Raw genomic sequence first — 21,563 nt, forward strand, 5'->3', positions numbered from 1 at the left:
TTTGCGCTTTTTACCCGTTAACTTATCTCATTTACTTGTCGAGCTTTCCTCTTTAAAAGAGACGCTCGCATTGTATGAATCTGTTAAACAAGCAGATATTGCTGCTATTGAAGATATTGTACCTGCAGCGAAAACGCTCTTAATTCACTATACGCCATGGCTAATCACGGCTGAAGAACTTGTTGTTCAGCTCCGACAATTAGAAATCAAAGCACTATCGGCACGTCAAACACAGTCATTAACGATCCCTGTTCATTACCAAGGGGAAGATCTTAGTGAAGTGGCTGAATTATTAGGCATAACCATAAATGATGTGATCCGCAGACATACTGAACAAACCTATCAAGTTGTATTCACCGGTTTCGCTCCAGGGTTTGCTTATCTGATCGCTGATGAAACCCAGCTCTATGTACCTCGTCGTAAAACTCCTCGTACACGGATCCCTGCTGGCTCTGTCGGATTAGCCGGTGAATTTAGTGGTGTATATCCACAACAAAGTCCTGGCGGTTGGCAGTTAATCGGAACTACGGAAATAAAAATGTGGGATCTATCACGCAAACAACCTGCCTTTTTATTGCCGGGAAATGAAGTGCATTTTATTGATGCACAAAAAGCACCAATAACAGTTTCATTACCTGAAAAAAAATCGGCAGTAGCTTTCCCTATCTCATTAAATGATAAAGGCTTATATGTCATTTCGGCAGGATTACAGACATTATTTCAAGATGAAGGACGAATTGGTGCTGCATCAATGGGGGTTTCCGCTTCTGGTGCACTAGATAAACCCGCTTTACATGCGGCTAATCGTTTGGTGGGGAATCCGACAACCTTCGTAGCACTTGAGATAACTCAAGGTGGATTAACACTTAAAGCGCGACAAGATTGTGTTATTGCCTTAACTGGGGCGGATTGTTCTATTTTATTAAAACCTGAGTCAGGAGTGAGTGAATATCTATCAAGCTATCAACCAATAGATGTTCGTTGTGGTGATGAAATTATTTTAGGGATACCAACAACAGGGGTACGTAGCTATCTTGCTGTGAGAGGTGGGTTTGAATTACCTAAAGTTTTAGGTAGTCATGCTTTTGATACTTTAGCCCAAATTGGGCCTAGTGCATTGCAAGAAGGAGATGTACTTCACCTTAATAACGAAAGCATATCAAACCGTGTTATTGTTGAGGAACAACCAATATTAACACTGCCAAAACAAGGAGATATCGTCACTCTTGATATTGTTTTAGGTCCTCGTACTGACTGGTTTACTGTGGATGCAATAAAGACGCTAACCTCTCAATTGTGGCAAGTCACACCACAATCTAATCGTATTGGTTTACGTTTACTAGGCGAAACGCCCCTTGCACGTGAGCAACAACAAGAATTATCAAGTGAAGGCACCTGTATTGGTGCAATACAAGTACCAATTAATGGGCAGCCTGTTTTGTTTCTTAACGATCACCCATTAACAGGAGGCTATCCTGTTATTGGTGCTGTCGCTGAATATCACTTACCACTTGCAGGGCAGATCCCTGTTAACGCTAAAATTCGTTTTAATCCAATTACCGAATTTCAAGAATATTGATAGGAGAATGCCACTCATGACAACAATTAACCAAAAACAACGAGTGAAGCATCGAGTACTTATTGCAAACCGAGGCGAAATTGCGGTTCGTATCATTCGTGCTTGTCAGGATTATGGTGCTACTTCAATTGCTATTTATGCGAATGATGATATTGATGCACTGCATGTTCGTCTTGCTGATGAAGCTTATGGACTCAATGGTAATTTACCGAAAGAAAGCTATTTAGATATCAACAAAATTATTGATATTGCTAGTAAAGCTAAGGCAACGATGATCCATCCAGGCTATGGTTTTCTTTCAGAGCGTGCAGATTTTGCAAAAGCGGTACAAGAAGCTGGATTTATTTGGGTCGGGCCAAATCCTGAAACGATTGAGGTACTTGGCGATAAAGTGAAAGCGCGTAAAATTGCACAGTCAGTTGGTGCTCCTTTAGTTAATGGTACTGCTGATCCTGTTAATAATGCTAAAGAAGTATTAGATTTTGCCAAGCAATATGGTTTACCTGTTGCGATTAAAGCTGCTTTTGGTGGTGGTGGGCGAGGCTTAAAAATTGCCCATAAAATGGAAGAAATTGAAGAGCTTTATCATTCCGCAGTACGAGAAGCTGTCACCGCATTTGGACGTGGCGAATGTTATGTTGAGCAATTTCTAGATAAACCTCGCCATATTGAAGCACAAATTATCGCAGACAAACTGGGCAATGTTGTTGTTGTCGGAACACGAGATTGTTCGCTACAGCGACGTAATCAAAAGCTGATTGAAGAAGCACCAGCACCTTATTTGACAGACGAACAACGTGAACGCATTCACCAGTCAGCTAAAGATATTTGTGCTAAAGCGGGCTATATCGGGGCTGGTACAGTTGAATTTTTATTAAGTGCAAATGGCACTATCTCATTTCTGGAAGTAAATACTCGTCTACAAGTAGAACATCCAGTGACAGAAGAAACCGCAGGTATTGATTTAGTTATCGAGCAGTTACGTATTGCTGAAGGTTTGCCACTCAGTATTGATAAAACACCTGTCCCGCGTGGCCACTCTTTTGAATTTAGGATCAATGCGGAAGATCCCACCAAAGGTTTTTTACCGACACCAGGTTTAATTACGCATTTTTCTCAGCCTTCAGGCCCCGGTGTGCGAGTTGATAGTGGTGTTGCTGAGAATAATCAGGTTTCACGCCAATTCGATTCAATGATGGCAAAACTGATAGTGACGGGTGCAACTCGCGAACAAGCTATTGCTCGTGCTCGTCGAGCATTATCGGAATTTAAAATAGAAGGAGTGGCAAGTGTATTACCTTTCCATTGTGAAATGATGGAACACACCGATTTTACTGAAGATTTTAAGGTACATACTCGTTGGATTGAAACTGATTTTCAGGCAAAAAATATTCATTTCCCTCGTAGTACACCAGCAAAAAATGAAGAGCTAGTTCGTACCTTTATTGAAATTGATGGTCGTCGTCATGAACTCGCTTTGCCTGCTCAATTACTGTCACTTTCTGCGGTAATACCAACAGTTGTTAGTGCTAATCATGAGAAAGAAAAGAATGAAAAAGCGGTGATAGCGCCAATCTCTGGCGTATTACATAGCTGGATCTTATCTGATGGTGATAAAGTCAAAGAAGGTGATGTTATTGCTATTATGGAAGCGATGAAAATGGAAGTTCAGGTGATCGCATCTCGTGATGGGGTATTACAGCAAAAAGCTAAAACAGGCGATTATTTTTCAGCAGAAACCGTTTTGGCTGAAATAAATTAAGAGTGTTAAATAACTAATATACTGATTAATAAGAATAATAACTGCCTTTGATATTAGCCCTTGAATATGAGTAAATTCCGTATTAAAGGGCTTTTTTATAATAACTTTATTTATATATCTATTTGTTATATCTAATTCCTTTTGGTTATAAGTTATTTTGCCTATAATCTAGGCTCGCTAAATTATCAGCAAAAGGAAATAGGATGTTACTCGTCTCACAACTGCTTATCGGCGCTGCAATAGGGTTAGTTATTACAACGACCGGAGTTGGCGGAGGCGTTATTTTATTGCCTGTTCTTATTTATCTTTTTGGAATGAATGCATTAGCGGCTGTGGCAACGGCTAATTTGTTATCTATGCTAATGAAACTCTCGTCTTCTTATATCCATTTTCGTTTAGGTAATATTCCATTAAAACCCGCATTATTAATTTTGATGATCATGTTTCCTGCAACTTTTTTAGCGAGTTATGGGGTGACGTGGTTGGGATCGCAACCTCAATATTACGATCGTGTTGAATCTGGTATTAATATTTTAATGATCGTTGCCATCGTATTTTCATTGATCTTGTTTTTACAACGGATGATAAGAAGATCAACAGGTTCAGATCCTTTAATTTCTTTGCCACCATCTTCATCTGTTACTTTTTCTTCCTTATTTGTACCAGGAATGAGTGCAGGGTTTGTGCTTGGAGCGACGGGAGTTGGAGGTGGATTAGTGGTATTGCCTGTATTAATGCGTTTTGCACAAATGGGGATTAAGGAGGCGATTGGTACCTCTATTTTTATTACCACCATTCTTTCGGGTGGCTCAGCTATCGCTTATAGTGCTGGTGGTTATACCGATGTTCACACGGCACTTATTCTCTGTTTAGGATCATTACTTTCTATTCCGCTAGCACGCTATCTTTTAGTGTATTTATCAGAGCGTTTTTTCCAATACTTAACACTGTCTTTTATTCTGATCAGCATCATTATGATGAGTTGGAAGTTAATCTATTGAATATAAAAAGTTTTATATTCAATTTAATCGTTGCGGATTTATTGAATGACATTCGCAATATAAAAATATAAGATATTTTTATGTTTTTCTATGAAAGATATAAAATGACTGAAATAAAATTGGATAAAACTAATTATTCTCAATGGGTTATACGAAATTCTTTATATTGGATGTCTAGCTATACTCGCTGGACATTAGAAGAAATAGATGATCAATGGAAAATTACGTTCGAAGATAATAATGAGCCAAATTTATTTGAATTTAATAAATTAATTAATGATTATATTTTAAGAGAAAAAATAGAATTAAAAACAGGAAAAGTAAAAGAATCAATTATTAATAGAGTATTGATGAGTATAAATGAAAGGTTGAACGAATGAACTTATTACCATTTAATCTCGAACATATAGATGATAATAGATTATTTATCAGTAACCTGGCTGGTTTTAATCATGTATTAAGTTACGTTGAGTTATCCAATATTATTGACTTTGGAAAAAGCGATGATGAGAAAATAAATAAAATACTTAGAAATAAATTATTTATTACTGATGAAGATACAAAACTTCCAAAAATGATGCTCGCATCTGGGCTGGGGAAGAAACTTATGTCAGAAATGAAATTTTCTCCAATTTTTATGATTGTACCAACATTGCGTTGTGATCATACTTGTAAATATTGCCAAGTAAGCCGAGCCTCCATATCAGCTAATAATTTTGATTTAAATGAGAATGAAATACCTAAAATAATTTCACTCATAAAAAATCTTTCAAAAAAGAATTATAAAATTGAAATACAAGGTGGTGAGCCATTAATTAGGTTTGATCTCGTTAAAAAAATATATGATGAAGCTGTTATTCAACTCGGTCAAGAAAATATTGAGTTTGTTATTACTTCAAGTCTTTCGTTACTCACAGATGAAATGATTGAATGGTCAGAGGAAAAACCTGTTATCTACTCAGTATCTTTAGATGGGGATGAATATGTACATAATAAAAATAGGATATTACCTACAAAGAACTCCTTCCAGATAATTACAGAAAATATAAAAAAACTACAATGTAGATTAGGTAAAGATAGGGTCTCAACAGTCACTACAGTAACAAAGGAGTTACTTCATAACCCTAAATCATTAATTGATGCTCATTTTGAATTAGACATATTTGATCTTTTTATTAGGCCAATAAGTCCTTATGGATTTGCAGAAAAAAAAGAAAGCTACACGATATCTGAATATATTAGTTTTTATGAAAAGTTATTAGATATTATTTTTGAGGAAAACAAGAAAGGATTTCCTTTTGTTGAACACTCTGGTGCTATACATATAAAAAGGTTATATAACCCAGGTTTTTGTGGGTATGCTGATTTAAAATCTCCAAGCGGTATCATATTTAATAGCTTATTATTTAATTATGATGGGAAAGTATATGGAAGTGATGAATCAAGAATGCTTCAGCAGGTGTACTCTGATATTGATTTTTCTTTAGGTGATTTTGATTCATTATCATTTAATAAAAACCCTATCTATAATAATTTACTTTCTAATTCATTTAACATGCTACATGTTGGTTGTGAAACTTGTGCTTTTCAGCCATATTGTGGTGTTGACCCTTGCCAAAATATTAGTTTATTTGGTGAGCCGATTGGAAATAAAAGCCTTTCACGATTTTGCCTTTATCATAAAGGAATGTTTAAATTATTAGTAAAAAAAATTGATAAAGGTAATGACGGATCTACATTATTAAAAAGTTGGGCTTATGCTTGAGGTTATCAGAAAAGATTTATTCGATATTAAGAATAAATTAGGTAATGGTTACTACCAAATATTTAAAGATAAATTGGTAGATCCTAAATTCTATTTAGACAATGTTATTGTTCAACAAGAAGAAACGTCTTTACCGCTGACATCTTATAACGGTGCAAAATATGTAATAGTAAATAGTGAGCTTTATAATAACGTTGAGAGTGGCGATATTATTTCTTCCTCTAATAGTAAAGTGAGAGTGATTTTATCTCGTAGGGCAAATCACAACACATTACTCGTTACCGAACGATGCAATAATCTATGCCAGTTTTGTTCTCAGCCCCCCAAAAAAGATGATGATTCTTGGTTATTAGAAGACGCTATTCTTGCAATATCTGCATTTAATTTTGATGGCATCATCGGGATTAGTGGTGGAGAGCCTTTAATTTATGATGATAAGTTTATTGATTTTATCCAAAGAGTAAAAAAGAATGCGCCTAAAACAGCACTACATGTATTAACTAATGGACGAAAATTTAGTGATATCGCTTTTACTAAAAAATTAACAGAAGAAATTAAGGGGATGGCTATATCATTTGGTATTCCTCTTTATTCTACCTATGAGGAAATTCATGACAAATTAGTTGTATGTAAAGGGGCATATAAAGAAACGATTTCAGGATTAATTAATGCAGGTAATCTCGGTATCAATATTGAATTAAGGATAATCCCAACAAAAATAAATTACCTTTATTTTCATGGTATTGTTGAACTATGTGCAAGAGTATTTTCAAATATTAATCAAATTTCAATTATGAATTTAGAGCCAACCGGTTGGGCTAAAAGAAATTGGAAAGATCTTTATATTCCTCCTGATGAGTACTCAGAACAGCTAAATTTAGCGATTAATATGACTGATATTAGTCAAATTCCTTTGGCATTATTTAACTATCCGTTGTGTCATCTACCTGAAAATTTATGGGAGTACAGCGTTCAATCTATTTCTGATTGGAAGAACTATTATCCAAGTGAGTGTAGCCTATGCAAAATGAAAGAGCATTGTGGTGGATATTTTAGTTCTTCATACGGTAAATATCATCAAGCTACGAGGGCAATTTTATGAAAAAGTGGAGTTTAGCTGCTTTACTTCCTGGTTTTTTATCCTTAAATAGTCAGGCAATAGCCAGTTCTACTGGGCTACCTAATTCTGAGTTAACATTTGAACCCGAAGATCTTGTTTTTGCACCTTTAAATGTAGAAACGCCTTTTTATATTGCGGGGCATAGAAGCCATAGTTCTCACCGAAGCCATCGTAGCCATAGTTCTCACCGTTCTTCTTCTGGTGGTGGTTATTACAGAAATGCACCTTCTACACCGAGTTATTCTCAGCCACAAACAACCAATAGAACAAACTCACAGAATTCATCAAATTCTTCATCTAGTAATGATTTTTCACAATCAGTTAGGAACTCAAATTTTACTCAAGAACAAAGAAAGCGCCTTGTTATGAGGGTACAATTTGCACTATTTGAAAAACATTATTTCAATGGAGTAATTGATGGTGTTATGGGACCAGCAACCCGCCAATCGATACAAAATTACAGAAGAGATATGAAGCTATCTTCTAATGCATTAATTGATGCTGATTTATTAAATGCATTAGGAATTTATGCAACTAACTAAGAATGCAAATGGTTAAAGTATGAACATTAAAATAGGTGATGAATTTTTAGTTTATATGGCGCTAGGTGAAGAAAGCTATATGAAAGAATATTATCGTGTTGTTGAGTTAGATACTCAACTTTCTCAAGTAACAGGTAAGTTACTCAAAAGAACAACGGTTGATGATAAAAATATTGGTTTAGGTCGTTGTGAATTAGAGGGTGGTATTGAGCAATTTGCATTAGAAGATATCTATCCTGTTAAAGAGTGATCTTAATTGCAGATCACTCTTCTTAATTCGTTTGTCGTTTAGGCTACTGGCGCATTTTCAGGTAGTGCAGATGTTGGTAAACCGAATACTTTGTCAAATACCCAGTTATAAACGAAAGTATAACAAGGGATAATGATGATCAGCGCAAAATCCATAACTAATGCCTGCCATAACGAAACATTAAGCCACCAGGCAATTAATGGGATTAAATAGAGTACCAGTGTTAGCTGAAATCCAATAGCATGTACAATACGACGTCTAAAAGTTCGAATTCTTGAAATCTGCCGACTTTCCCAAAATTCAAACATACAGTTATAAATAAAATTCCAACTCACCGCGATTGTTGTTATCACAAGTGCTAATGGGCCCGTTACTGCTGTTGAGCTATCAGCCAAAAGAGCAAGTCCAACGGATGAAATAACCCACCCAAAGATCTCATAAGCTGTCACGTAGACAATTTTTCGTTTGATACCTTGCATTGTACTCTCTTTTTTCTGTGGATTAGTGTTGTTAAGCATCGTAAGATAAATCAGCAAGAATGACAGAAAAAGTCAGCTAGTATCAATTTAACTGAAACATCAGGAGTGAACATGCAGTTTTCAAGTGAACATATTGCGATATTTTTAGCCGTGATGGATAAGGGATCTTTTTCTGCGGCGGCACGTTCATTAAAACGCGTTCCTTCTGCGGTTAGTATGGCGATTGCCAATATGGAAGCTGAATTAGGTTATGCACTTTTTGAGCGCTCATCACGAGAGCCTCAGCCAACCGAAAAAGCCAAAGCACTTGAACCTCATGCCAGAATGATCTCAGAGCAATTAAAATTATTACAAGTGCATGCACAAGAGCTTTCAATGGATCTCGAAAGTGTCTTAAATATTGGTGTTGCAGCTGATATTAATCCTGATTATTTATTACCTGCGTTATCTGAATTAACGCAACGTTATCCATTACTTAATGTGAATGTGATAACCGCGGCACAAGATGACATTATTGAGATGTTACATTCGCATAAAATTCAATTATGCCTAGTCTATGGGGGATTATATGTGAATGGTGATGAGCAGTTTCAATATCTTGGCTCTGAGTCATTGGTGGCAACGATCTCTGCAAGCCATATTGCATTAGCCCACCCTTCTGGCGTATTTATTGAGGATTTAGTGAATGTTCGCCAAATTATGATCGCAAGTCACACCAAAGAGTTGAGGGATGAGCGCTCATTAGTGGCTACAAATTATTGGCAAACGGATAGTTTTCAAATGGCATTAGGTATGGTTGAAGCGGGAATGGGATGGGGTAATTTGCCATATTCGTTGATTTATACTCAATTGCAAAAAGGTAAATTAAAACAACTTCAGTTTAAAAATACGAAAAATGAGTTGCGATTGCCTATTCATGCCATGTGGTTAAAAGGGGAGTCGTTACAAAAAGGGGCAAAAGAGTTAGTTGAGCTGATGAGTTCTCATCAGCCCATTGTACCTAATTTTGATTAATCGACACGTTGTTGATGAACCCAAACGGCAACTTCTACGCGAGATTTTAGCTTCATCTTTTTCAGTAAATGTTTAACGTGTACTTTGACAGTACTTTCTGTGATATCAAGTTTACGTGCGATCATTTTATTGGATAGCCCTTGCGCTATTAGTTTTAAAATATCACGTTCACGCGGGGTGAGCTGTTCAATATCACGCTCACCTTCAGAACGATCTTCACGTAATGATTCCGCTAAAATCGGTGTTAATGCAGGACTGACAACCATTTTTCCGGCCGCCGCCTGTTTAAGTGCTGCAAGCAATTCTTCAGGCTCCATATCTTTTAAAAGATAGCCATCAGCACCGCGTTTTAACGCCGTCACTAAATCATCGCTGTAGTTTGATACACTAAACACAACGATCCTTCCTGATAATGACTTTAATCTCAACTGATCAAGTGTTTCAAAACCATTCATTCCTGGCATATTCAGATCCAGCAAAATTAAATCTGGATCTAATTCTTCTGCGAGTTTCACGCCTTGAATACCATCACCCGCCTCCCCAACGACAGTTAATGTTGTATCAAGACTTAAGAGTTGCTTTACGCCATTGCGTAGCATTGGGTGATCATCAATGAGTAAAATTGTCGCTTTTTCTGTGGGTGATCCCATGTTATTCATTACGACTTGCTCCATGTTATACAGGGTCTTTATGAGTAGTGATTAATGGAAATTTAACAAGCACTTGAGTACCGCCCTGTTCACGTACTTTTATAGTATAAGAGCCATTTAAGCTATTTGCGCGTTCACGCATAATAATAAGGCCATAGTGATTTAATTTTTCAGGGTTAGGACTAATTCCTTCACCATTATCGTTAATTTTTAATTCAATAATGCCATTATTAAGAGATAAAGAGACTTCAGCCCAGTTGGCATTGGCATGCTGTAATATATTATTCAATGCTTCACGTACAATTTGAACCACATGAATACTCTGATGTGAATTCACACATTTTGCAGGCAATTGATAGTCAAAATTAATAGCAAACCCAAGTCGCTGATTAAATTCATTCAATGTACTTTCTAATGCTGCTAATAATCCCGGCTCAGTAAGTTTTAAACGAAATGTAGTTAACAATTCTCTTAGCTGGCGATAAGCCACGTTAAGCTCTTCTCGCATCTCTTTGAGTAATTTTTGGCAATTATCCGGTAAGGTTTCTGACTGCATTTGCAAATAACTGACTTGCATTTTTAAACATGAAAGTGATTGTGCGATAGAGTCATGCAATTCACGGGCAATAGCAGAGCGTTCATCCATGAGTAAAAGCTGTTGTTGTTGCTCATTTTGTTGTTCCATTGCCAGCATGGCGGAGATTTGTTTTGTCAGTAATAACATTAAATTATTCTGCTCGTCAGTCAGGACTGTGTGTTCGGGTAGTTGCATAACAAATAACCCATAACGATGGATCTGATCAGCTAATTCCCAATGCAATAGTTCACTGCGTAATGGAATAGTGGCTGAAACCGTTTCATCACAGCGCTCACATTGTTGATCTGGGCAATGCTCAGGACGTGAGTGCGGTTCTAAACTGATTTCATTAAATAATGTGTGATGATTATCCTCATATAAACGTATCTGCAAATAGGTATCAGGAATAATTTGTTGAAGTTCAAATAGTATCTGTCTTAATCGAGCGCAAAGAGGGGCAGGGGAGTGTAATTGCTGGCTTGAATGATAAAGGTAAGAGAGTACTTTGTTTTTCTGTTGTAAGTCGTGCGTTTTTTCGACCACTCTTTTTTCTAATTCGCTATATAGCGTTGAAAGCTCTTCTGACATGGTATTGAGTGCAATACCTAATGTTGCAATTTCATCATGATGAGCACGTTGATGGAAGCGGGCTGAAAAATTACCATGACCAATTGAATTCGCCATTTGCATTAATTGTTGCCAAGGATGCAATAAACGGCGGCGGAAATGCCAGACAGAGCCAAATAACAGTAAGAGTGTCAGTGCGGTAAATATAAGCTGAGTGTAAGCTACCAGCCTTATTTTTTGTTCTGTTAACTGATCTATGCTTAATACTAGTTTGTCTAATTGAGAAACAAACAAGGCGACTTCTTGTTTTGCATCATCTCGTTGTTGTGCATAGAGCAAGGTTGGTTTTAAGGTTTCTTTCCAATATGTATTTAACTGGGCATATTGTGATTGTAATGATGCATTACTCAGGACTTGGAGTAACTCATTGCTGTCTAAATCGGTTTCTAATTCATGAAGGTAATAACGATGCTGTTCATCTAGAGGTAAAGCAGATAGTAAGCGATAGCTTTGCATCCGTAGCGATCCAGACTTATTAATCGCATGAGCATTACCTTGTACACTCAAAATAATATGGTTAGAAATCGCCATTCCTACCACACCCAATAGAGTGAAAAGTAACATTAATATCGCTATTTGATTAATAATTGAAAAACGGTAGTGCCATTGGATTTTATGCGTGCTCATCATTTTTTTCCAAGTTGATTCCGTCGCTATCTTGCCTTAAAAAGGTATCAAATGTCATATACTACTAAAGTATTACCTCTAAATAGCTGGTAAGGGTAATTTCACCTCTAAATTATTGTGTTTTCTATTTAACCTTATAATTTGTAATGATAAATCAGGAATAACCCTATTAATACTTAGGTGTAAACAACCACTTTAGCTTAAAAATCAAACAAATGTTTGCTTGATACAGATCATGACTTATTAACAATTCTAATCGTAAAAAGGTGCCAATCTAACCGTTAATCGAGGTTGTTATGGCACTCACTCAACACCCAGAAAAAATGAGAAAAGGGGTGATCGAAGATTGGCATCCTGAAGATAAAGCTTTTTGGGAAAAGACTGGTCAAAAGATCGCTTCACGCAATTTATGGATTTCTGTTCCTTGTTTACTTTTATCGTTCTGTGTATGGATGCTTTTTAGTGCGGTTGCAGTAAATTTGAACAAAGTAGGTTTTAACTTTACCACAGATCAGTTGTTTATGCTGACTGCACTGCCTTCAGTCTCAGGTGCTATATTACGCGTTCCTTATTCTTTTGTTATTCCTATTTTTGGCGGTCGTCGCTGGACAGCAATCAGTACCGTATTTTTGATTATTCCTTGTCTCTGGCTGGGTTTTGCGGTGCAAGATACAACAACGTCTTACGCAACCTTTATTGCTATTTCACTGTTATGTGGTTTTGCTGGAGCAAACTTTGCATCCAGTATGGCAAACATCAGCTTTTTCTTTCCTAAAGCACGTCAAGGTGGGGCATTAGGATTAAATGGTGGATTAGGTAATCTGGGTGTCAGCGTTATGCAGTTGGTTGCACCATTAGTGATTGGCGTTGGCGTATTTGCAATGTTTAGTGGTCCAGGTGTTGTTCAGCCAGATGGTTCACGTCTATGGTTAGAAAATGCTGCATGGATTTGGATTCCTTTCTTACTTATTCTGACATTTGCGGCATGGTTTGGTATGAACGACCTGGCGGCTAATAAAGCCTCTTTAAGCCAGCAATTACCTGTTTTAAAACGGGGTCACCTCTGGCTATTAAGCATTTTATACCTGTGCTCTTTTGGTTCATTTATTGGTTTCTCTGCGGGTTTTGCGATGTTATCTAAAACCCAATTCCCAGATATCGTTATTTTGCATTATGCCTTCTTTGGACCTTTATTAGGTGCTTTAGCTCGTCCTGTAGGTGGCGCTTTGTCTGATAAATTCGGGGGTATTAGAGTCACGCTGATTAACTTTATCATCATGGCAATTTTCTCTGCTTTACTCTTCTTAACACTACCTGAAAACGGTGCTGGTGGCTCATTTATCGCATTCTATGGCGTCTTTATGGTGCTGTTTTTAACTGCGGGTTTAGGTAGCGGTTCTACATTCCAAATGATTGCAGTGGTGTTTAGAAAAATCACTGTTGATCGCATGAAAGCACAAGGCGCTTGCGATGAAGCTGCTCAAAAAGAAGCGGTGACAGAAAGTGCTGCGGCGCTTGGTTTTATCTCTGCAATTGGTGCAATTGGTGGCTTCTTTATTCCTAAAGCCTTTGGCACATCGCTTGCAATGACTGGCTCACCTGCCGGAGCCATGAAAATCTTTGTTCTATTTTATATCGCCTGCGTCTTGATCACTTGGTTGGTCTATGGACGTAAACACAATAAACAATAATGACGAATTATACGCAATGTGAGAGCGCTCGCGCGCATTGGGAGAGTATCTGATGAGTAAGTTTCTCGATAGATTCCGCTATTTTAAACAGCTTGGCGATACCTTTTCAAAGGATCATGGCCAAGAATTAAATGTTAATCGTGATTGGGAAGATGGTTATCGTAGTCGTTGGCAACATGACAAAATTGTCCGTTCTACTCATGGTGTTAACTGTACAGGCTCATGTAGCTGGAAAATTTATGTCAAAAATGGGTTAGTAACTTGGGAAACCCAACAAACGGACTACCCGCGTACACGTCCAGATTTACCCGATCATGAACCCCGTGGTTGCCCTCGTGGTGCAAGCTATTCATGGTATTTATACAGCGCAAATCGCGTTAAATATCCCATGGTACGTAAACGCTTAATTAAATTATGGCGTGAAGCGAAAGCACAACACAGTGATCCTGTCGATGCTTGGGCTTCAATTATTAGCTCACCAGAAAAAACTAAAAGCTATAAACAAGCGCGTGGACGTGGTGGTTTTGTTCGTTCTTCATGGTCTGAAGTAAATGAAATTATTGCTGCTTCTAACGTATTTACCGCTAAAGAATATGGTCCTGATCGTATTATCGGCTTTTCGCCAATTCCAGCAATGTCGATGGTGTCATACGCTGCGGGTGCGCGTTATTTATCACTTATTGGCGGGGCATGTTTAAGTTTTTACGATTGGTATTGCGACTTACCACCAGCATCACCAATGACATGGGGTGAGCAAACAGACGTTCCTGAATCGGCGGACTGGTATAACTCTTCTTACCTGATTGCATGGGGCTCTAACGTACCGCAAACACGTACTCCAGATGCCCACTTCTTTACAGAAGTTCGCTACAAAGGAACAAAAACCGTAGCGGTAACACCTGATTATGCTGAAATCGCTAAACTGTGTGACCAATGGTTAAATCCAAAACAAGGTACTGATAGCGCAATGGCAATGGCGATGGGACACGTTATTCTTAACGAATTCCACGTTAAACGCCAAACAGAATACTTTAGTAACTACGTGCGCACTTACACTGACATGCCAATGTTAGTGATGTTAGATAAACATGATTCTGGCAATTTAGTTGCGGGTCGCATGTTACGAGCTTCTGATTTAGTGAACAATCTCGATCAGGAGAAAAACCCAGAGTGGAAAACCATTGCTATTGATGAGAAAACACAGCAACTGATTGCTCCTCAAGGTTCTATGGGCTTTCGTTGGGAAGGCGCTGCTAAATGGAATCTTGAGCCCAAAGACGGTAAGAGTGGTGAAGAAGTCACTTTACAATTAGGGCTTTTAGAGAACCACGATGATGTTGTTGACGTTGCATTTCCTTACTTTGGTGGCATCAAGAGCGAATACTTTGAAGGTGTTGCCCTTGATGATGTCATTGTTCATAAACTGCCTGCTAAGCGTATTACACTTGCGAACGGTGAAGAAAAATACGTTACAACCGTCTATGACTTGCTATTAGCAAACTACGGTGTTGATCGCGGTTTAAATGATGAAAACTGTGCATCAGATTACGATGAAATCAAAGCATATTCACCAGCATGGGCTGAAAAAGTGACAGGTGTAGGCCGTCAAGATATCACCCGTATTGCGCGTGAATTTGCAGATAATGCAGAAAAAACACATGGTCGTTCTATGGTGATTGTGGGAGCCGGTATTAACCACTGGTATCACATGGATATGACCTATCGTGGCATTATTAATATGCTGATTTTCTGTGGTTGTGTTGGTCAAAGTGGTGGTGGCTGGGCACATTATGTTGGACAAGAAAAATTACGACCACAAACAGGTTGGTTGCCTTTAGCTTTTGGTCTTGATTGGCAACGTCCGCCTCGCCATATGAACAGTACGTCATTTTTCTATAATCACTCCAGTCAGTGGCGTTATGAAACCGTATCACCAACAGAGTTATTATCACCACTAGCCGATAAATCACGCTTTAGTGGTAGCTTGGTTGATATGAACGTACGTTCAGAACGTATGGGATGGTTACCATCGGCGCCTCAATTAAATTTAAACCCTCTGTCTATTGCGAAAAAAGCTCAAGAGGCAGGTGTTAGTGCCGCTGATTACACCGTTAATGCATTGAAATCAGGTGAAATTCGTTTTGCTTCAGAGCAACCTGATAATCCACAAAACTTCCCACGTAATTTATTTATCTGGCGCTCTAACTTATTAGGTTCGGCGGGTAAAGGACATGAGTATTTACTGAAATACTTGCTGGGAACCGAAAACGGATTACAAGGTAAAGATTTAGGCGAGCAAGGCCAAGTTAAGCCACAAGAAGTGGAATGGCAAGATAACGGTGGTGAAGGTAAAGTTGATTTAGTGGTGACTTTAGACTTCCGTATGTCAAGTACCTGTCTTTTCTCAGATATCGTTTTACCAACTGCAACATGGTATGAGAAAGATGATATGAATACGTCGGATATGCATCCCTTTATTCACCCATTAACGGCCGCCGTTGATCCTGCTTGGGAGTCTAAAACAGATTGGGAAATCTATAAAGGTATCGCTAAAACCTTCTCTAAATTATGTGTAGGTCATTTAGGGGTTGAAACTGATTTAGTCACATTACCTATTCAACATGACTCTGCCGCTGAAATGGCACAGCCTTTCGATGTGAAAGATTGGAAAAAAGGTGAATGTGACCTTATTCCGGGTAAAACAGCACCACACCTTATTCCTGTTGAGCGTGATTATCCAAATACCTATGCTCGCTTTACCTCACTTGGCCCTCTGATGGACAAATTAGGTAATGGCGGTAAAGGGATCAGTTGGAATACGCAAACAGAAGTCGATTTCCTGAAAAAACTCAATCGTGTCCGTCATGATGGTGTGGCAAAAGGGCGTCCAGCAATTGAAACCGCGATTGATGCAGCCGAAGTTATTCTTTCTTTAGCACCTGAAACTAACGGTCAAGTGGCTGTAAAAGCGTGGGATGCATTAAGTAAAGTGACAGGACGCGATCACACTCATTTAGCCAAAGTGAAAGAAGACGAGAAAATTCGTTTCCGCGATATTGTTGCTCAGCCTCGTAAGATCATTTCAAGCCCTACATGGTCTGGTCTTGAAGATGAGCATGTCTCTTATAACGCCTGTTATACCAATGTTCACGAGATGATCCCTTGGCGTACGTTAAGTGGTCGCCAGCAGTTGTATCAAGATCATGAGTGGATGCGTGCTTACGGTGAAAGTTTAGTGGTCTATCGTCCACCTATTGATACTAAAGCGATTGATGCGGTTAAAGGTAAAAAACCAAATGGTTTCCCTGAAAAAGCGCTGAATTTCCTAACTCCTCACCAAAAATGGGGTATTCACTCAACCTATAGCGATAACTTACTCATGTTAACTCTAGGTCGTGGTGGCCCTGTAGTGTGGCTGAGTGAAGATGATGCCAAAGAGATGGGAATTAGCGATAACGATTGGGTTGAAGCGTACAACAGTAATGGTGCGTTAACGGCAAGAGCCATTGTCAGTCAGCGTATTCCTGATGGCATGATTTATATGTATCACGCACAAGAGCGCCAAATAAACCTACCAGGATCTGAAATAACCGGAATGCGAGGTGGTATTCACAACTCAGTGACGCGTGTTTGCCCTAAACCAACCCATATGATTGGTGGTTACGCTCAATTGGCTTATAGCTTTAACTATTACGGCACTGTGGGCTCTAACCGTGATGAGTTTGTTGTGGTGCGTAAAATGAAACAGATTGATTGGCTTGATGGTGAAGGTGATGCTTATCAACAGACCCTGAATGGACAGGAGAAGGCATAATGAAAATTCGTTCACAAGTCGGTATGGTACTGAACCTCGACAAATGTATCGGTTGCCATACCTGTTCAGTAACCTGTAAAAATGTTTGGACTAGCCGTGAAGGTGTTGAATACGCATGGTTCAATAACGTTGAAACAAAACCAGGTACAGGGTATCCCCAAAATTGGGAAGACCAAGAGAAGTGGAAAGGTGGCTGGATCAAAAATATCAAAGGTAAATTAGTACCAAGAATGGGTAACCGTGTTGGTCTATTATCTAAAATTTTTGCCAACCCAGATGTTCCAGCATTGGACGATTACTATGAGCCGTTTGATTATGACTATGAGCATTTAAAAAATGCACCAGAAGGCTCATTACCGACAGCACGTCCTCGTTCACTGATCACCGGTCAGCGCATGACCAAAATCGAAAAAGGCCCAAACTGGGAAGACGATTTAGGTGGCGAATTTAGCAAACGTGCTGCGGATAAAAACTTCGCCAATATGCAAAAAGAGATGTACGGGCAGTTTGAAAATACATTCATGATGTATTTACCTCGTTTATGTGAACACTGCTTAAATCCTGCTTGTGTGGCGACATGTCCAAGTGGTGCTATTTATAAACGTGCTGAAGACGGTATTGTGCTTATCGACCAAGATAAATGCCGTGGATGGCGTATGTGTTTAACTGGGTGTCCATATAAAAAAATCTATTTCAACTGGAAAAGCGGTAAGTCAGAAAAATGTATTTTCTGTTATCCACGTATTGAAGCCGGTCAGCCAACACTGTGTTCAGAAACCTGTGTAGGGCGTATCCGTTATCTGGGGGTAATGCTGTATGACGCAGATAAAATCTCACAAGCTGCCAGTGCGGATAATGAAAAAGATTTATACCAAAGCCAGTTAGATATCTTCTTAGATCCCTTCGATCCTGAAGTGATTGCAGCAGCTGAAGAGCAAGGTATTCCGTTAAGTGTGATTGATGCAGCACAACGTTCACCTGTTTACAAAATGGCAGTGGATTGGAAGCTGGCATTACCACTACACCCTGAATATCGCACCTTACCAATGGTTTGGTATGTGCCACCTTTGTCACCTATTCAGTCAGCTGCGGATGCGGGGGTGTTACCTCATACTGGTGTATTGCCTGATGTAGAAAGCTTACGTATTCCTGTTCAGTATTTAGCTAACTTATTGACAGCTGGTGACACTACACCTGTGTTATTAGCATTAAAACGCATGCTCGCGATGCGTCATTACAAACGTGCTGAAACTGTAGAAGGAAAAACAGACTTAAGTGCACTAGAACAAGTCGGTTTGACTGAAGCGCAAGCACAAGAGATGTATCGTTATCTGGCTATTGCAAATTATGAAGATCGCTTTGTTATTCCATCAAGCCATCGAGAACTTGCAAGAGAAGCTTTCCCAGAACGTAATGGTTGTGGTTTTAGCTTTGGTGATGGCTGCCATGGTAGTGATAGCAAATTTAATTTGTTTAATAGTCATCGCATTGATGCGATTGATATCACATCAAGAACACCTCAGGATGAACGTCGTTCAGAGGAGAAAATATGATGATCTCTCTGAAAGTTATTTCTCATCTTTTAGATTATCCCACACAAGAATTATGGGATAACCGTGGCGAGCTTATTGATGCATTACAGGAGGCCGATGAGCTTCCTGTGACTCAAGTTGCAAAATTGATGGCGTTTATTCACGCATTAACGCAACAAGAGTTATTAGATGCACAATCTAACTACAGTGAACTTTTTGATAGAGGTCGAGCACGCTCACTGTTGTTATTTGAACATGTTCATGGTGAATCTCGCGATCGCGGTCAGGCAATGGTTGATCTGTTAAATCAATATCAACAAGCGGGGATCACATTAAGTAGCCGTGAACTCCCAGACTATTTGCCTACTTACCTTGAGTATTTAACACTCTTACCGACCACAGAGTGTATAGAAGGGCTAAACAATATTGCGCCTATTTTGGCCCTGTTAGGTGAGCGTTTAAAACAGCGAGGCAGTGATTATCACGCTCTCTTTGATGTATTGCTTTGTCTTTCACAAAGCGGATTAGAAGCATCACAACTCACTGCTCAAGTAGAAAAAGAGCCTTTAGATGATACCCCTGCGGCGTTAGATGCGGTATGGGAAGAAGAACAAGTGACGTTCCTTGGAGAAGGTACGCAATGTGGCAGTAGCAATATTAGCCAACATCAGCGTCGTTTTGCACAAGAGACGGCAGTTCAATATCTCAATGTGGGGAATTCGTTGGATACGGGAGCACAAAAATGAATTACATCAATATGTTATTTTTTGATATCTATCCCTATATTGCTGGTGCCGTTTTTATTATCGGTAGCTGGTTACGCTATGATTATGGTCAATACACTTGGCGTGCAGGTTCTAGCCAGATGCTAGACAAGAAAAATATGCGATTGGCATCTAACTTATTCCACGTTGGGATCATCGGTATTTTTGCTGGTCATTTTCTGGGAATGTTAACACCACATTGGATGTATGAATCTTTTTTACCGATTGAATATAAACAAATTATGGCGATGGTAGGCGGTGGTACTTGTGGTGTGTTAATGCTGGTGGGGGGCGTGATGTTATTAAAACGCCGTTTAACCAATCCACGAGTGAGAGCCACATCTTCATTTGGTGACATTATGATTTTAACGCTACTGGTTATTCAAGTGGCATTAGGTCTACTAACAATTCCGTTCTCAGCACAACATATGGATGGTAGTGAAATGATGAAGCTGGTGGCATGGGCACAATCTATTGTGACATTCCATGGTGGTGCTTCAGCAAATCTTGAAGGTGTTGCATGGGTATTTAAATTGCACATTTTCTTAGGAATGACGATTTTCTTATTATTCCCATTCTGTCGATTAGTCCATATTTGGAGCGTACCTGTTGAGTACTTAACTCGTCGCTATCAAATTGTGCGTAATCGTCATTAATGAATGATCTATCTCCTGATAGTAAGTTAGAGACCTTTTAGTTGCGCTTATCTCACCCCCGCCCGCGGGGGTTTTTTTATCTCTTTTTCCAGCCCTAAGACATCAACAAAAATTTTGAATGGTTAAAACAATAATCTTTAGATTCATTTAAGAATGATTACACTTATAATTCTTTTCAACGAAACGAATAAATTTATATAAACCAATAATCAGTTAATTAAATATCGTGATATTTAATTATATTTAAAGTTTACAATCGATTATTTATTAATAATAAATAAATTAAAATGTAAATTTAAAGGGTCTGAGTATTGTCATGTAAATTTGGCGCTATTATTTAATTGAGCCTTAACTCTATTATACTATCGGAGATTATTATGAGCTTTACATATCATCGTATTGATAAAAATAATGCTGCAGTTCTGTTGGTAGACCATCAAGCTGGATTACTCTCTTTAGTAAGAGATATCGAGCCTGATAAATTCAATAATAATGTATTAGCATTAGCTAATGCCGCTAAATACTTTAATTTACCTACCATTTTGACCACCTCATTTGAAGATGGCCCTAATGGCCCTCTAATGCCTCAACTTGTTGAGATGTTCCCGGAAGCTCCTTATATCGCCCGCTCTGGACAAATTAATGCATGGGATAATGAAGACTTTGTAAAAGCAGTTAAAGCGACAGGTAAAAAACAACTAATTATTGCGGGTGTTGTGACTGAGGTTTGTGTTGCATTCCCTGCATTATCAGCACTTGAAGAAGGTTTTGAAGTGTTTGTTGTCACTGATGCTTCAGGGACTTTCAATGCTATTGCTCGTGACTCTGCGTGGGATAGAATGTCAAAAGCAGGGGCACAATTAATTAACTGGTTTGGTTTAGCTTGTGAGTTACACCGTGATTGGCGTAATGATGTTGAAGGATTAGGTGCGCTCTTTGCTAACCATATTCCAGACTATCGTAATCTTATGACAAGCTATAATACTTTAACAAAAAAGTAAGTGATTAATTTAAGTTTTTCCTAAAAATAGGGCTTATATTATTTTTCAGTAAATATAATTTAATGAAAATTAAAATTTATTAAATTATAAATATAATCCCATGATTAAATTA

The 21,563-nt window shown here is 38.5% G+C and carries 18 protein-coding genes; 15 read left to right on the forward strand and 3 right to left on the reverse strand.

Annotated elements, in window-relative coordinates; all coding sequences use genetic code 11:
• Position 1: 1 nt before the first annotated feature.
• The 8 genes from LG402_RS02215 (at position 2) to LG402_RS02250 (ending at position 8,019) form a co-directional block, all read left to right on the forward strand.
• Entirely contained in the window at positions 2-1,579 is a 1,578-nt protein-coding gene (locus LG402_RS02215) for a 5-oxoprolinase/urea amidolyase family protein (protein WP_227336351.1), read from the forward strand.
• Between the two features lie 16 nt (positions 1,580-1,595).
• On the forward strand, positions 1,596-3,341 hold the full coding sequence (locus LG402_RS02220) for an acetyl/propionyl/methylcrotonyl-CoA carboxylase subunit alpha (RefSeq protein WP_227336352.1): 1,746 nt from the start codon (positions 1,596-1,598) through the stop codon (positions 3,339-3,341).
• Positions 3,342-3,544: 203 nt separating this feature from the next.
• Positions 3,545-4,342: a sulfite exporter TauE/SafE family protein gene (locus tag LG402_RS02225; RefSeq protein WP_227336353.1), complete on the forward strand. Its 798-nt coding sequence runs from the start codon at positions 3,545-3,547 to the stop codon at positions 4,340-4,342.
• Positions 4,343-4,446: 104 nt separating this feature from the next.
• Positions 4,447-4,722, forward strand: a complete 276-nt coding sequence (gene hxsD, locus LG402_RS02230) for a His-Xaa-Ser system protein HxsD (protein WP_208624184.1) — start codon at positions 4,447-4,449, stop codon at positions 4,720-4,722.
• Positions 4,719-6,107: a His-Xaa-Ser system radical SAM maturase HxsB gene (hxsB, locus tag LG402_RS02235; RefSeq protein WP_227336354.1), complete on the forward strand. Its 1,389-nt coding sequence runs from the start codon at positions 4,719-4,721 to the stop codon at positions 6,105-6,107. The genes hxsD and hxsB overlap by 4 nt, the downstream gene beginning before the upstream one ends.
• A complete protein-coding gene (gene hxsC / locus LG402_RS02240; RefSeq protein ID WP_227336355.1) occupies positions 6,100-7,209 on the forward strand; it encodes a His-Xaa-Ser system radical SAM maturase HxsC in 1,110 nt (369 codons plus the stop codon). The genes hxsB and hxsC overlap by 8 nt, the downstream gene beginning before the upstream one ends.
• Positions 7,206-7,769, forward strand: a complete 564-nt coding sequence (gene hxsA, locus LG402_RS02245; protein ID WP_227336356.1) for a His-Xaa-Ser repeat protein HxsA — start codon at positions 7,206-7,208, stop codon at positions 7,767-7,769. The genes hxsC and hxsA overlap by 4 nt, the downstream gene beginning before the upstream one ends.
• A 19-nt stretch (positions 7,770-7,788) precedes the next feature.
• Positions 7,789-8,019, forward strand: a complete 231-nt coding sequence (locus LG402_RS02250; protein WP_227336357.1) for a hypothetical protein — start codon at positions 7,789-7,791, stop codon at positions 8,017-8,019.
• Between the two features lie 38 nt (positions 8,020-8,057).
• Here LG402_RS02250 and LG402_RS02255 read toward each other — a convergent pair whose 3' ends face one another.
• Positions 8,058-8,498 carry a PACE efflux transporter gene (locus tag LG402_RS02255; RefSeq protein WP_109409190.1) on the reverse strand — a complete coding sequence of 147 codons (441 nt, stop codon included), beginning with the start codon at positions 8,496-8,498 and terminating at the stop codon, positions 8,058-8,060.
• A 111-nt stretch (positions 8,499-8,609) separates the two neighbouring features.
• Between LG402_RS02255 and LG402_RS02260 the strand changes: the two genes are divergently transcribed.
• Positions 8,610-9,512 (forward strand): LysR family transcriptional regulator, encoded by a 903-nt coding sequence (locus LG402_RS02260; protein ID WP_227336358.1) that lies wholly within the window; start codon positions 8,610-8,612, stop codon positions 9,510-9,512.
• Here LG402_RS02260 and narL read toward each other — a convergent pair.
• The gene (gene narL / locus LG402_RS02265) at positions 9,509-10,162 is read right to left on the reverse strand and encodes a two-component system response regulator NarL (protein WP_082239485.1); all 654 of its coding nucleotides are present in this window, start codon (positions 10,160-10,162) and stop codon (positions 9,509-9,511) included. The genes LG402_RS02260 and narL overlap by 4 nt on opposite strands.
• A gap of 25 nt (positions 10,163-10,187) precedes the next feature.
• The gene (gene narX, locus LG402_RS02270) at positions 10,188-11,993 is read right to left on the reverse strand and encodes a nitrate/nitrite two-component system sensor histidine kinase NarX (RefSeq protein WP_109409192.1); all 1,806 of its coding nucleotides are present in this window, start codon (positions 11,991-11,993) and stop codon (positions 10,188-10,190) included.
• A 296-nt stretch (positions 11,994-12,289) separates the two neighbouring features.
• Between narX and LG402_RS02275 the strand changes: the two genes are divergently transcribed.
• From LG402_RS02275 to ycaC, 6 genes are all read left to right on the forward strand, one after another.
• Positions 12,290-13,684 carry a NarK family nitrate/nitrite MFS transporter gene (locus LG402_RS02275; RefSeq protein WP_227336359.1) on the forward strand — a complete coding sequence of 465 codons (1,395 nt, stop codon included), beginning with the start codon at positions 12,290-12,292 and terminating at the stop codon, positions 13,682-13,684.
• A gap of 52 nt (positions 13,685-13,736) precedes the next feature.
• Positions 13,737-17,498 carry a nitrate reductase subunit alpha gene (locus LG402_RS02280; protein WP_227336360.1) on the forward strand — a complete coding sequence of 1,254 codons (3,762 nt, stop codon included), beginning with the start codon at positions 13,737-13,739 and terminating at the stop codon, positions 17,496-17,498.
• Positions 17,498-19,051 (forward strand): nitrate reductase subunit beta, encoded by a 1,554-nt coding sequence (gene narH, locus LG402_RS02285; RefSeq protein ID WP_166539718.1) that lies wholly within the window; start codon positions 17,498-17,500, stop codon positions 19,049-19,051. Before LG402_RS02280 ends, narH begins: the two co-directional genes overlap by 1 nt.
• Positions 19,051-19,776 carry a nitrate reductase molybdenum cofactor assembly chaperone gene (narJ, locus tag LG402_RS02290; protein ID WP_210813577.1) on the forward strand — a complete coding sequence of 242 codons (726 nt, stop codon included), beginning with the start codon at positions 19,051-19,053 and terminating at the stop codon, positions 19,774-19,776. Before narH ends, narJ begins: the two co-directional genes overlap by 1 nt.
• Positions 19,773-20,450: a respiratory nitrate reductase subunit gamma gene (gene narI, locus LG402_RS02295; RefSeq protein ID WP_109409196.1), complete on the forward strand. Its 678-nt coding sequence runs from the start codon at positions 19,773-19,775 to the stop codon at positions 20,448-20,450. Before narJ ends, narI begins: the two co-directional genes overlap by 4 nt.
• Before the next feature lie 377 nt (positions 20,451-20,827).
• Complete coding sequence (gene ycaC, locus LG402_RS02300) at positions 20,828-21,451, forward strand: isochorismate family cysteine hydrolase YcaC (RefSeq protein ID WP_227336361.1); 624 nt, start codon at positions 20,828-20,830, stop codon at positions 21,449-21,451.
• The last annotated feature ends 112 nt before the right edge of the window (positions 21,452-21,563 follow it).

It is taken from the genome of Proteus sp. NMG38-2 (genome assembly GCF_020640995.1).
Lineage (GTDB): Bacteria > Pseudomonadota > Gammaproteobacteria > Enterobacterales > Enterobacteriaceae > Proteus.

Coding starts and splice junctions, on each gene's coding strand:
- hxsB (WP_227336354.1), top strand. CDS start 4,719: ATGAACTTATTACCATTTAATCTCGAACATATAGATGATAATAGATTA.
- hxsC (WP_227336355.1), top strand. CDS start 6,100: ATGCTTGAGGTTATCAGAAAAGATTTATTCGATATTAAGAATAAATTA.
- LG402_RS02280 (WP_227336360.1), top strand. CDS start 13,737: ATGAGTAAGTTTCTCGATAGATTCCGCTATTTTAAACAGCTTGGCGAT.
- LG402_RS02255 (WP_109409190.1), bottom strand. CDS start 8,498: ATGCAAGGTATCAAACGAAAAATTGTCTACGTGACAGCTTATGAGATC.
- narL (WP_082239485.1), bottom strand. CDS start 10,162: ATGGGATCACCCACAGAAAAAGCGACAATTTTACTCATTGATGATCAC.
- narX (WP_109409192.1), bottom strand. CDS start 11,993: ATGAGCACGCATAAAATCCAATGGCACTACCGTTTTTCAATTATTAAT.
- ycaC (WP_227336361.1), top strand. CDS start 20,828: ATGAGCTTTACATATCATCGTATTGATAAAAATAATGCTGCAGTTCTG.
- hxsA (WP_227336356.1), top strand. CDS start 7,206: ATGAAAAAGTGGAGTTTAGCTGCTTTACTTCCTGGTTTTTTATCCTTA.
- LG402_RS02225 (WP_227336353.1), top strand. CDS start 3,545: ATGTTACTCGTCTCACAACTGCTTATCGGCGCTGCAATAGGGTTAGTT.
- narI (WP_109409196.1), top strand. CDS start 19,773: ATGAATTACATCAATATGTTATTTTTTGATATCTATCCCTATATTGCT.
- LG402_RS02275 (WP_227336359.1), top strand. CDS start 12,290: ATGGCACTCACTCAACACCCAGAAAAAATGAGAAAAGGGGTGATCGAA.
- narJ (WP_210813577.1), top strand. CDS start 19,051: ATGATCTCTCTGAAAGTTATTTCTCATCTTTTAGATTATCCCACACAA.
- narH (WP_166539718.1), top strand. CDS start 17,498: ATGAAAATTCGTTCACAAGTCGGTATGGTACTGAACCTCGACAAATGT.
- hxsD (WP_208624184.1), top strand. CDS start 4,447: ATGACTGAAATAAAATTGGATAAAACTAATTATTCTCAATGGGTTATA.
- LG402_RS02250 (WP_227336357.1), top strand. CDS start 7,789: ATGAACATTAAAATAGGTGATGAATTTTTAGTTTATATGGCGCTAGGT.
- LG402_RS02260 (WP_227336358.1), top strand. CDS start 8,610: ATGCAGTTTTCAAGTGAACATATTGCGATATTTTTAGCCGTGATGGAT.
- LG402_RS02220 (WP_227336352.1), top strand. CDS start 1,596: ATGACAACAATTAACCAAAAACAACGAGTGAAGCATCGAGTACTTATT.